Annotated in this window: 8 protein-coding genes; all 8 read left to right on the top strand. The window is 65.2% G+C overall.

All coding sequences use genetic code 11. The features are described from left to right. The first annotated feature begins 161 nt into the window (after nt 1-161). The 8 genes from O0880_RS05365 (at nt 162) to O0880_RS05330 (ending at nt 12,781) form a co-directional block, all read left to right on the top strand. A complete protein-coding gene (locus tag O0880_RS05365) occupies nt 162-2,840 on the top strand; it encodes a TonB-dependent receptor (protein ID WP_289885480.1) in 2,679 nt (892 codons plus the stop codon). 301 nt (nt 2,841-3,141) lie between these two features. Next, nucleotides 3,142-3,426: a hypothetical protein gene (locus O0880_RS05360; protein ID WP_156894697.1), complete on the top strand. Its 285-nt coding sequence runs from the start codon at nt 3,142-3,144 to the stop codon at nt 3,424-3,426. A gap of 45 nt (nt 3,427-3,471) precedes the next feature. After that, nucleotides 3,472-4,368, top strand: a complete 897-nt coding sequence (locus O0880_RS05355) for a MurR/RpiR family transcriptional regulator (RefSeq protein ID WP_289885479.1) — start codon at nt 3,472-3,474, stop codon at nt 4,366-4,368. An 81-nt stretch (nt 4,369-4,449) separates the two neighbouring features. After that, complete coding sequence (locus O0880_RS05350; protein WP_289885477.1) at nt 4,450-5,775, top strand: aspartate aminotransferase family protein; 1,326 nt, start codon at nt 4,450-4,452, stop codon at nt 5,773-5,775. Between the two features lie 214 nt (nt 5,776-5,989). Beyond that, entirely contained in the window at nt 5,990-8,248 is a 2,259-nt protein-coding gene (locus tag O0880_RS05345; protein WP_289885474.1) for a serine/threonine-protein kinase, read from the top strand. Between the two features lie 17 nt (nt 8,249-8,265). Next, entirely contained in the window at nt 8,266-8,802 is a 537-nt protein-coding gene (locus O0880_RS05340; RefSeq protein ID WP_156894696.1) for a hypothetical protein, read from the top strand. 245 nt (nt 8,803-9,047) lie between these two features. Further along, nucleotides 9,048-11,738 carry a DNA mismatch repair protein MutS gene (gene mutS / locus O0880_RS05335; protein ID WP_289885471.1) on the top strand — a complete coding sequence of 897 codons (2,691 nt, stop codon included), beginning with the start codon at nt 9,048-9,050 and terminating at the stop codon, nt 11,736-11,738. Further along, a complete protein-coding gene (locus O0880_RS05330; protein ID WP_289885470.1) occupies nt 11,735-12,781 on the top strand; it encodes a hypothetical protein in 1,047 nt (348 codons plus the stop codon). Before mutS ends, O0880_RS05330 begins: the two co-directional genes overlap by 4 nt. Nucleotides 12,782-12,957: the final 176 nt, after the last annotated feature.

The following is a 12,957-nucleotide window of genomic DNA, read 5'->3' as shown; positions in this document are numbered from 1 at the left end:
CGCGCGGATGCGGCAGGGATACCGGAATTGGTATGGGAATCGAAAAAGAAGTGATTTGTGGGGCAAAGTCATTCCCCCTACCATGATTCTCGAGCACGTTTCAGCTCTGGCGGCGGCTGCCGCAGCGTTTTCAACATAACTAAAATACAGGTGGAGACAAGATGGACAGATTGATAGCAGCGGGCATTCCCACGCCCCGGCAAAACACACGCTTGACCCTGAAGGCCACGGTGGCCGCGCTGGCCGGCGCCGGCCTGCTGAGCAGTGCTTCCGTCTGGGCGCAGCAGGCGCTAGCCGTGGCGACCCCGGCGACAGAAGCGGCAGAGACGGCAGCGGCGGCACCCGCGCAGGCGGCAGCCGACAATGCCGGCATCGCCGTCGTCGCCGTCACGGGCGTACGCCGCGCCGCCCAAAGCGCGCAGACGATCAAGAAGAACAACGACCAGGTGGTCGACTCCATCGTCGCCGATGAAATCGGCAAATTCCCCGACAAGAACGTGGCCGAAATCCTCGGCCGCGTGACGGGCGTGCAGATCCGCCGCGAAGGCGGCGAAGCCGGTTCCGTCATCATCCGCGGCCTGCCCGGCGTGGTGACGCTGCTGAATGGCCGCGAGATGTTTACCTCGGTGGGCCGCAGCCTGTACCTGGCCGACATTCCGACGGCCATGCTGCAGCGCGTGGACGTCTACAAGTCGCAGGGCGCCGACATGGTCGAAGGCGGCACGGCCGGCGTCATCGACGTGCGCACCAACCGCCCGTTCGACTTCAAGGGCTTCACGGCATCGGGCAATGTGCGCGCCGAGCACCGCGACAAGTCCGGCTCGACGGACCCGAACGTCAGCGGCATGGTCTCGAACCGCTGGAAAACCCCGTACGGCGAATTCGGCGCCCTGCTCGGCCTGTCCTACCAGCGCAGCAAATACTATGACGAGACGATCTGGAACGCCGAACCGGTCAAGCGCCCGGAAGCGGGCAACATCACGGGCCCCGATTCCGTCGGCATGATCCCCACCGTGGGCGACCGCAAGCGCTACGCGGCGAATGCCGCCTTCCAGTGGCGCCCGAACTCGCAGGTGGAAGTGTATGCGGAAGGCATGTCGACGCTGATCAAGCACGCATTCGACAGCCAGTTCTTCGTCGGCTCGCTGCCCTGGGGCCAGGACCCGGACATCACGCTGATCCCCGGCACCAACCAGGCAGCCACGGTGGGCAAGATCGACGGCCCTTGGTCGCCATTCACGCTCGGCTCGACGCAGGCGCGGCGCGACCGTTCGATCGGTTCGCAGGGCGCCATCGGCGCGCGCTGGGACATCACGCCGCAGCTGCGCGCCACCACGGAACTGGCGCGCACGGTGAGCAACTTCGAGCGCGAATTCCCCATCCTCGACTTCCTCGCGCATCCGGCCAGCGTCATCGGCAGCACGAACGTGAACGGCGGTGCGCAGATCAGCTACCCCGGCTACAACATGGCCGATCCGAAGAACTACACCCTGCTCGGCTTCTACGATAACCACAGCCACGACGAGGGCAGTTCCACCGACTGGCGCGGCGACGTCACCTACGACATGGAGAGCGCGGCCTTCTTCCGCGAATTCTCGGCCGGCGTGCGCGTGGCCAGGCGCAAGGCCGAATCGATCCGCGAAAAGAACGTGCAGGGCGGCCTGACGTCGACCATGACTGCCGACGCCATTCCCGGCCTGGCGTGCACCTCGCACGACAACACGGGCAATTTCGGCCTGCAAAGCTGGATCACGCCGTGCCGCGACTTCATGCTCAATAACACGGTCGCCCTGCGCCAGTTATTCACGGGCAGCAGCGCACGCAGCCCGGACGATCCGCTGACGCACTTCCAGGACGTGGAAAAAACCAACGCCATCTATGGCAAGGCGCGCATCGGCTTCGACCTGGGCCAGGTGCCCGTCGATGGCACGCTCGGCGTGCGCGTGGTGCAGACCAAGCAGGACTTGCAGGGCAATTCCTCGCAAAACGGCGTCATCTCGCCCGTGCGCGTGCAGACTTCCGACACGGATGTCCTGCCCAGCATGACCCTGAAAGCCATGCTGCGCCAGGACCTGATCGGCCGCATCACGGCAGGCAAGGCCATCCAGCGCGCCAACTTCGCCGACTTCAATCCGGGCGTGACCCTGAGCCAGAGCCTGGACATGGTGCGCCCGACCGGCGGCGGCGGCAACCCGGATCTGAAACCGGTGGAAGGCAAGAACCTCGATGCGGCGCTGGAATGGTATTTCGCGCAGACGGGCTCCGTCACGGCCACCGTGTTCCGCCACAACTTCAAGAACTACATCCTGTCCGGTTCGGCCAAGGAAACGTATGGCGGCATCGAATACGACATCACGCGTCCGCGCAACACGTCGAAGGGCCATCTGCAGGGCATGGAGATGGCATACCAGCAGTTCTACGACAAGCTGCCGGGCTGGATGAGCGGCCTGGGCCTGCAGGCGAACGCCACCTACATGACGGGCGAACTGGAAGAGATCGACGGCAGCGCGCACCCGTTCACGGGCATGTCGAAGTGGTCGGCCAACATCGTCGGCCTGTACGAGCAGGGTCCATGGTCGGCGCGCCTGGCCTACAGCTGGCGCGACAAGTATGTCGATGACTACAACTACCGCGGCAAGGGCATCCACCTGACCGTGGCGCCGACGAAAACCCTGGACGCGTCGATCTCGTACAAGATCAACCCGAACACCACGGTGACCCTGGACGCCAACAACCTGCTCGACTCGACCTACCACGACTACCACGACTCGCCGGAATATGTGCGCGATGTGCGCCGCTATGACAAGGTCGTAGGCTTGTCCTTGCGCTGGAGCTACTAGTGGACACCTGAGCAGATCGGCTGCGCGGCGCGCTTTGCGCCCGGCGATGCTCGCGACACTAAAATGCCGCCGCGCTTCCCGGCCGCACCTCGCTGCCGCTCGCGATGGTTTTGTCAGGCGTCGAAACGTCGTTGAAATTCATCATTTTTCTTCCTTGCGAGGGTTTTCAGCGCCAGCCGGCAACGGTTGGCGTTTTTTTGCCTTGTGGAATCTCTTCGCCATAGGAATTGATTTGGCACAAGATGATGCCGCCGGGGACTTTTATGCTGTCAGTTCGATTATCGAACCCGGCGGGGACAACATGCGCGATGTACGGCACGTCGATGCACAATTATTTCAGCCCGACATACCCGGACGGCTCGACATGCGCACGGCGGCACTGGTCGAGCATGCGCTGGCCTTGCAGGAAATGGCCGGCACGGGCGCCGCCGCCCTGTTCCTGCATTGCCATGACGTGCCCCTGTCCACAGCCTTGCGCGTGCTGACGACGGGGCCGCGCCGGCGTCCGGCCGGGCCGCACCTGTTCGCCCGCCTGCGCCCCCGCACGGGCGCCCGGGCGCAGGGCTTGCCGCTACCGGCGCGCTGACGAATCCTGTACCATCGGCGCACCCTATTGACTTGAGGCACGGCGATGCAGGCAGCGACACCCCACGACCCCTATGCGGCACTGATGGCCCTGATCAAGGCGCGCTTTGCGGAACTGAGTCCGCAATTCCAGGCGGGCGCGCGCTACCTGGCCGACCACCCCGACGAGGTGGCCGTGTCGTCGATGCGCAGCATCGCCACGCGCGCCCAGGTGCAGTCGGCCGCCCTGGTGCGCCTGGCGCAGCAGCTGGGCTTTGCCGGCTGGCCAGAACTGAAAGCCATCTTTGTCGAGCGCCTGCGCGCCGGCTCCGGCGGCTATGCGGAAAAGGCAAACGCGCTGGCCGGCAAGGAAGGCGACCTGGTCGCCGAGGTATTTGCCGCGCAGCAGCGCAACCTGGCCGCCACGGAAAGCGCCAACCATGCCGCCCTGGATGCGGCCGCCGGCCTGCTGCAGGCGGCGTCGCGCGTGCACGTGGCCGGCTTCCGCGCCGCCCATCCCATCGCCTACACCCTGCATTACCTGTACCGTTTGCTGCGCCCCAGCGTGCAGTTGCTGAGCGGCCAGGGCGGCACGCTGGAAATGGACCTGCGCGCCCTGCAGGCCGGCGAAGCGGTGGTCGTCGTCAGCTTCGCGCCGTATTCGAGCGAAGCGCTGCTGGTGGCGCAGGCGACGCGCCAGGCCGGCTGCACGGTGGTCGCCATCAGCGACAGCGCCATGTCGCCGCTGGCCATGCAGGCCGACGCCAGCATCGTCATCGCCGTCGACAGCCCCTCATTCTTCCCCTCCATCGTGGCCGGCATCGCCGCCGTGGAAAGCCTGGCCGAGCTGCTGGTGGCGCGCGCGGGTCACGACGCCGTGCACGCCATCGGCGCCGCCGAGGCCCAGCTGCGGGCGCTGGGTGCGTATGCGCAAGCGCATAAAACACCAGATGATGTAAATTAAAGACAAAAACATCAAACGTTGCAATGCGGCGTGGCACATCCTATAATCGCCCTCTCCCCTTTCCGATAAGAAAGCGATGCCATGAGCCATGTCTTCCACCGCAGCCTGAATACCAGCTATCCCCTCGCCGTGGGCGGCGACGGCCCCTACCTGATCGACGCCGGCGGCAAGCGCTATCTCGACGCCTGCGGCGGCGCGGCCGTCTCCTGCCTCGGCCATTCGGATGCGGCCGTGATCGCGGCCGTGCAACACCAGGTTGCAACCATGGCGTATGCGCACAGCGCGTTTTTCACCAGCGAGCCGATGGAACAGCTGGCCGATTTCCTCGTCGCCAGGGCGCCGGCCGGCATCGACAGCGTCTACTTTGTCTCGGGCGGCTCGGAAGCGGTGGAAAGCGCGCTCAAAATGGCGCGCCAGTATTTTGTCGAACAGGGGCAGCCGCAACGACGCCACGTCATCGCGCGCCGCCAGAGCTATCACGGCAACACGCTGGGCGCGCTGGCCACGGGCGGCAACGCCTGGCGCCGCCAGCAATTCGAACCGTTGCTGATCGGCGTCACCCACGTCTCGCCGTGCTATGCGTACCGCGACCAGCAAGCGCAGGAGACCGACGGCGACTACGTGGCGCGCCTGGGCCGGGAGCTGGAAGACAATATCGCCGCGCTGGGCGCGGAGAACGTCATGGCCTTCATCGCCGAACCCGTGGTCGGCGCCACGGCCGGCGCCCTGCCCGCAGTACACGGCTACTTCCAGCGCATGCGCGACATTTGCCAGCGCCACGGCATCCTCCTGATCCTCGATGAAGTCATGTGCGGCATGGGCCGCACGGGCAGCCTGTTCGCCTGCGAGCAGGAAGGCGTGACGGCCGACCTGATCTGCGTCGCCAAGGGCCTGGGCGCCGGCTACCAGCCCATCGGCGCCGTGCTGGTGTCGCACGCCATCCGCGACACCCTGCGCGCCGGCACGGGTTTCTTCCAGCACGGCCACACCTACATCGGCCACGCCACCGCCTGCGCCGCCGCGCTGGCCGTGCAGCAACAGATCGAGGACCGCGATTTACTGGACAATGTGCGCGCCATGGGCCAGCTGCTGCAAGAACGCCTGCGCCAGCGCTTCGGCGAGCACCCGCACGTGGGCGACATCCGCGGCCGCGGCCTGTTCCTGGGCCTGGAACTGGTGCAGGAACGGACCGGCAAGCGGCCGTTCGAGCCGGCCCGGCGCCTGCACGCGCGCATCAAGACGCAAGCCATGCAGGCGGGACTGATGTGCTACCCGATGGGCGGCACCATCGACGGCCTGCACGGCGACCACATCCTGCTGGCGCCGCCCTACATCATCGACGCCCGCCATGTCGATGAAATCGTCGACAGGCTGGGCCTGGCCATCGATGCCTGCCTGGCGCCATAGCGGCGGCAAGGCATTTCCAGAAAGGGGCGCAAGACGCCGCAGGCAGTGCCGTCAAGGCAGGGCCTGCGGCGTCTTTTGTTCATTCCTTGTCAATATGAATTGACTTATCCGAAACAATCGTTTTAAATCAGGAAGTTACTCAAAATCAATCTAGTTGCGCATTCACCCCCAGCGATGCTGAATGCCGCGACGCCGCATTCTCACGCCAAGGTATATGGAACTGCTCGACTCCCTGCGTCAGCCCCTGCTGCAAGACGACAATATCAGCGAGCACTACGAAGTGCGCCGCTTGCTGGGCGAAGGTGGTTTTGGCCATGTATTCGAAGCCTGGGATAGCAAGCTGTGCCGCAGCGTGGCCCTGAAGCGCCTGAAGCCGCAAGCCGATGTGCTGCATCCGCAAAAACTGATCAATGAAGCGCGCCTGGCCGCCTCGCTCAAGCATGCGGCCTTCGTGCGCATCTTCGCCATCGAGGGCCAGGGCACGGGCCAGTCCATCGTCATGGAGCTGGTCGAAGGCCAGACCCTGGGCCAGTTCATGCATGGCGGCACAGCCAGCCTGGCAGCGGCGCTCGACATCGCCTACCAGATCGCCGACGCGATGGACGAGGCGCATGCCATGGATCTCGTGCATGGCGACCTGAAACCGTCGAACCTGATGCTCGAGGCCGATGGCAAGGTGCGCATCCTCGACTTTGGCCTGGCGCGCCACATCGATCCGCAAGCCACGCAAACGACCACCCTGTGCGACTTGCAGGGCACCATCGCCTACATGGCGCCCGAGCGCCTGATGGGCCGCCTGCCCGACACGCGCGGCGACGTATATGCGCTGGGCGCCATGCTGTACGAAATGCTGGCCGGCCAGCGCCACTTTGCGCACCTGAACGGCCTGGCCCTGGCCGCCGCCCACATGCAGGCGACGGCGCCGTGGCCCGCGCTGCCGGATACGGTGCCGCCCGCCATCGACGCCCTCGCGCGCGCGATGACGGCGCACGACCCGGCCGAACGCCCACGCACCATGCGCGACGTACGCGAAGCCATCGGCGCGCAGCGCGGCGAACTGGCTGCGCCTGCCGCGCCCGCGTCCGTGTCCGTGCCTGAGTCCGAGGCCGCACCGGCACAGGAGGATGCGCCGTCCACCATCGCCATCCACCTGCCCGTGCCGCGCAAGCGCACCGTGCAGTGGGGCGCCGGCGTGGCGCTGCTGGCCGTGCTGGCGGGGTGGCAGCTGCCCAAGGCAATTCCCGCCATCAAGTCGTTCATCACGGGAGAGAAAGCGCCCGCGCCGTATTCGGAAATGGCCAGCATGGCGGCCGGGATGGAGGCCATGCGCGCCTTTGACCAGGAAAGTGCGCAGAAGCAGGCGATCGGGCATTTCAGCACCATCCTCAAGCACAATCCGGAGCATGCCGCTGCGAATGCCGGCCTGTCGCTGGCCTACACCTTGCGCTATATCGGTAGCGGCCGCGATGAAACCTGGCTGCAACGCGCGGATATCGCCGCGAAGCAGGCGCTGGCGGCCGACGATCAACTGGCGCTGGCCCATGTGGCGCAAGCCTGGGTCCTCGAACATCAGGGCAAGCAGCCGCAAGCCTTGCAGGAAATCACGGCGGCATTGAACCTGGAACCGAACAATCGGCTGGGCATGTACGGCAAGGCTCGCCTGCTCGCCCATGCACAACAGTTCGACCTGGCGCGCGAATTGCTGGACAGGGCCATCGCGCGCTATCCGCACGACCGTCCTTTCATTTCGATGCTGGGCAGGATTAATTACAACAAGGGCAACTACGCGGAAGCTGAAAGACTGTTTCGGCAAGCCATACAGCTCGACACGCACGTGGCCAATGCGTACGCACAGCTGAGCGCCACCCTGGAGCGCCTGAACCGCAGTGAGGAAGCCCTGCAAGTGCTGCAGCAAGGGTTGCAGGTGCATCCCGACTGGGAACTGTATACCAACCTGGGCAATGCCTTGTTTAACCGGGGCGACTATCTGGGAGCCATGCAGGCATTCAAAAATGCCGTCTCGGAAAACAAAGGCAATCCGGGCAACTACCTGCTCTGGGCCAACCTGGGCGACTCTCAGCGCTGGGTTCCCGGCCAGGTCGAACTATCGCGCGACTCCTACCGTCGTGCAATCGCCCTGATCAAAGTCATTCTGCAGCGCTCTCCGGACGATCCGAAAATCAATTCGCGGCTGGCACTCTACTCGGCCTATGCGGGCTCGCAAGACGATGCGCTCAAGCACGTGGCGCAAGCCGTCCTGCTGGCGCACACCTTGCCAGACATCCATTTCAGGGCAGCGCTGACCTATGAGCTGATAGGCAGGCGCAACGAAGCGCTGGCGGCCTTGAGCCAGGCGATAGAGCGCGGCTACCCCCTCAACCTGATCGAATCCGCACCCGATCTGTTGACATTACGGCGAGATGCTCGCTACCAAAAGCTCCTTATTGACATGGAAAGAAATCAGAAAACATGACGTATGAAAAACCCTGGATGAAGTTATCTGTCCACTTCGATGCAGACCAAATCACCAACCAACTCGACTATGCGTTTACTTCCTGCGACGGCAGCGCCGACCCGCGCCACGGCCCGTACATGGGCGGCGTGCACTTCCAGCAAGGCCAGCACGTCTACCTGGAAGTCAATTGCTGCGGCACCAAGGCGAGTGGCTTTACCAGCTTCCAGATCGTCGATTGCTGCCTCATCAGCGTGCCCCAGCTGACCCAGATCGGACCCGATGTCCCCACCCGCTACTCGCTGCCGTCGCCCTTCCTGCAGGCGGTCGGCGCCACCTATCAGGTGCCGCTGGATTTCGAATCCCACTTGCTGCCGCCAGACCCTGCCCTGCCCGACCTGCGCCGCATCCGCCAGGAATGGAAACACAACCTGGACGTCGGTCAGAGCAAGGGCCGCTGGGAACTCTCGTTCGTACTGACCGTGCGCATCATTCGTGGCGAACAGGACTTGCCGGAATTGCGCGTCTTCAGTTTTGACCCGGAAGCATCGGTGGGCGGCTCCGTCGAGATGTAATCGCTGCGCTCGCCGGCGGGCAGCTTGCCCCGGCCGGATCAACTGCAGTTTCCAGGCCGCACCGACCTCTGTCGGCGCGGCTTTTTCACATCCGCACGCAATACGTCGCCCCCGCGGCCGAAAGCGGTAAAATGACGGCCTTGGACTCAAGCCTCGCCCACGGGCCCGGACTTGAGCGCGCACAGCACCACCCACAGCCCGGCAGGCATGCGTTTCCCTGCCGCCGGACCAACGACAAAGAACACATGACCACCGTCCCAAAAGAAATCAACGCCGCCGCGGCAAAGAAAAATACGGCTGAAAAGCTCACGCCCATGATGCAACAATATCTGGGCATCAAGGAAAACCATCCGACGATGCTGGTTTTCTACCGCATGGGGGATTTCTACGAGCTGTTTTTCGAAGATGCGGAAAAAGCTTCGCGCCTGCTGGGCATTACCCTGACGGCGCGCGGCGTGGCCAGCGGCAATCCCATCAAGATGTGCGGCGTGCCGTTCCATTCGCTCGACGGCTACCTGGCCAAGCTGGTCAAGCTGGGCGAGTCGGTGGCCATTTGCGAACAGATCGGCGATCCGGCCACCAGCAAGGGTCCCGTCGAGCGCAAGGTCATGCGCGTGGTCACGCCCGGCACCCTGACGGATGCGGACTTGCTGCCGGAAAAGGCCGAGCGCCCGCTGCTGGCCATGTGCAGCATCACGCAGCGCAAGACGGTGACGACGGGCCTGGCCTGGCTGTCGCTGGCCAGCGGCGCCCTGAAACTGATGGAGTTTTCCGGTGACAGCGCCACCGTGGCCGTGCGATTGCAGCAGGAGCTCGAGCGCATCGTGCCGGCGGAAATCCTGAGCGGCGACAATGGCAACCTGTTCGACGACTACGCGGGCACGCACATCAACCGCGTGCCGGACTGGCATTTCGACATGGTGGGCGGCCACAAGGCCCTGCTCGACCAGCTGGGCGTGGCGACACTCACCGGTTTTGGCGCCGATGGCCTCGGCGCCGCGTTTGGCGCGGCCGGCGCCCTGCTGCGCTATGCGCAATCGACGCAGGGACGCGGCTTGCAGCACGTGCGCTCGCTGACGACGGAAACGGAAAGCGAATTCATCGGCCTGGACGCGGCCACGCGACGCAACCTGGAATTGACGGAAACCATCCGCGGCCAGGAATCGCCCACCTTGTTTTCCCTGCTCGACCATTGCCGCACGGCCATGGGTTCGCGCATGCTGCGCCACTGGCTGCACCACGCACGGCGCGACCAGAACGTGGCGCGCGCGCGCCATGAAGCGATCGCCGCGCTGGCACAGAGCGAAGCGGCGGGGCCATTGGCCGCCACCCTGGCGCAAGTGCCCGATATCGAACGCATCACCACGCGCATCGCGCTGCTGTCGGCGCGTCCGCGCGACCTGGCCGCCCTGCGCGACGGCTTGCTGCAACTGCCGGCCCTGCGCGGCGACGTGGTCCGCTGCTATGGCCCTGGCCAGGGCGGCGAAACCGGCTTGCTGGCCGCCATCCACGCGGCGCTGGCGACGCCTGCCGCCTGCCTGGACTTGCTGGTGCGCGCCGTGGCGCAGGAACCGGCGGCCATGGTGCGCGACGGCGGCGTCTTCGCCACCGGTTTCGATGCCGAGCTCGACGAACTGCGCGCGCTGTCGGAAAACGCGGGCCAGTTCCTGCTCGACCTGGAAACGCGCGAACGCGCGCGCACGGGCATCGCCAACCTGCGCGTCGAATACAACAAGGTGCACGGCTTCTACATCGAAGTCACGCACGGCCAGACGGACAAGGTGCCGGACGACTACCGCCGCCGCCAGACCCTGAAGAACGCCGAGCGCTACATCACGCCCGAACTGAAAGTGTTCGAAGACAAGGCCCTGTCGGCGCAGGACAAGGCCCTGGTGCGCGAAAAGCTGCTGTACGACCTGCTGCTGGCCGAGCTGGCGCCGCACATCGGGACTTTGCAGACGATTGCACAGGGCCTGGCCCAGCTCGACACCCTGAATGCGCTGACGGAGCACGCGCAGCAGCACAACTGGGCCGCGCCGCAACTGGTCGACGAACCGTGCATCAACATCGTCGAAGGCCGCCACCCGGTGGTGGAAAAGCAGATCGAACGCTTCATCGCCAACGACTGCCGCTTCGTCAACGAGCGCCGTTTGCTGCTGATTACCGGTCCGAACATGGGCGGTAAATCGACCTTCATGCGCCAGGTGGCCCTGATCACGCTGCTGGCCTACGTGGGCAGCTATGTGCCGGCCGCTTCCGCCACCATCGGCCCCATCGACCGCATCTTCACGCGTATCGGCGCCACCGACGACCTGGCGGGCGGACGCTCGACCTTCATGGTGGAAATGACGGAATCGGCCGCCATCCTGAACGGCGCCACCGAACACTCGCTGGTGCTGATGGATGAAGTGGGCCGCGGCACCTCGACCTTCGACGGCCTGGCCCTGGCGTGGGCCATCGCGCGCCATTTGATCGACACCAGCCGCAGTTTCACCCTGTTTGCCACGCATTACTTTGAGCTGACGCAACTGCCGGACAGTCACCCGAGCGCCGCCAACGTGCATCTGTCCGCCGTCGAGCACAAGGACAGCATCGTCTTCCTGCACGCCGTGCAGGCAGGACCGGCATCGCAAAGCTACGGCTTGCAGGTGGCGCAGCTGGCCGGCGTGCCGCAACCCGTGATCAAGGCCGCGCGCAAGCACCTGGCGCGCCTGGAAGCGCAGGCGCTCGACGCCACGCCGCAGCGCGACCTGTTCGCCCTGCCGTCAGCCGATCCGTATGCGCAGGAAGAGGAAGAAGAGGCGGCGCCGCTGGCGGCACTGAACGCGGCGCAGCAAGCCTTGCTCGACGCCATCGCCGACCTCGATCCGGATGCGCTCACGCCGCGCGATGCGCTGGAGCAGCTGTATCAGTTGAAACGGCTGGCTGCCGCATGACCATCCTGCGGCGCAGCATCGTTCGCCTGCCCCTGTTGGCGGCCGGCCTGCTGGCCGCCTGCCTGCAGGGGCAGATGGCGCTTGCCGCCCCGGGCGACCAGGCCGGCTTCGAATTTGCCGTGCTGGGTCACTCCTTCAAGGCGGGGCCGGACGATGGCCCCCTGAAAAAAGCCATCGCCGACACGAGCACCTTCAATGCCTCCTTCGTCGTGGCGACGGGCATCAAGGCGGCCAGCGAATCGTGCAGCGACAAGCTGTATGGCCAGCGCAAGGACTTGCTCGACGCCAGCGGACCGCCGCTGATCGTCTCGCTGTCGGCCAGCGACTGGGCCAACTGCCGCAATTCGCGCGGCCGCATCAACGCCATCGAGCGCCTGAACCGCTTGCGCGACGTGTATTTTGCCGACGACCAGAGCCTGGGCCAGCGCAAGCTGACCCTGTCGCGGCTGTCATCGACGGCGAAGTTCCGCAGCTATGCGGAAAATGCCCACTGGGAGTACGGCGGCGTGCTGTTTGCCACCGTGAACCTGCCGGCGAATAACAACCATTTCTTGCCGGAAGCAGGACGCAACAGCGAGTTCGAGGACCGCCTGGTGGCCAACCGCTCGTGGCTGCAACGGCTGTTCGCCATGGCGCAGCGCAAGCAACTGGACGGCATCGTCCTGTTCTCGGACGGCGACGTGGGCGTGCTCGATGAAGACGACAATTCGCTGCTGCCCAGCTTTAGTTCGAAGCAGGATGGCTTTGCCAGCCCGCGCAAGCAGATCCGCACCCTGGCGAAAAAATTCAGCGGCAAGGTCTTGCTGGTCGATACACGGACGGAAGGCGAAGCGGACAACAAGGAAGGCAAGGCCAGGAAAGCCGCCGCCAGGGCCGGCGGGCCGAAAATCAGCTGGAAAGGCAACCTGGGCCACGTCAGCATCGACAACGACTGGGCCGCCATCGCCGTACGGCCCGGCAAGACGCCCTTCTTTGAGGTGCGTCAACGTGCCGTCAGGCCATCGGCCCAGGCACGCGCCAGGGCATCGACGCTGCGCCGATAAGATAAAGGCCGGCACGCAGCCAGCCTTTATCTATCCAACAACAGGCGTCACGACCAGCAAACGCCACGACGCCCGACAAAACCGTCGCGAGCAGCTGCGCGGCGCGGCCGGGAAGCGCAACCGTACTGGAGTACGGTGAGCATCGCCGGCCGCAAAGCGCGCCGCGCAGCAGGTCT

This window comes from Janthinobacterium sp. SUN118, assembly GCF_030397695.1.
In the GTDB taxonomy this organism is placed as follows: domain Bacteria; phylum Pseudomonadota; class Gammaproteobacteria; order Burkholderiales; family Burkholderiaceae_D; genus Janthinobacterium.
Note: the sequence above shows the minus strand (reverse complement) of the source record. Positions and strands in the feature narration are given on the sequence as shown.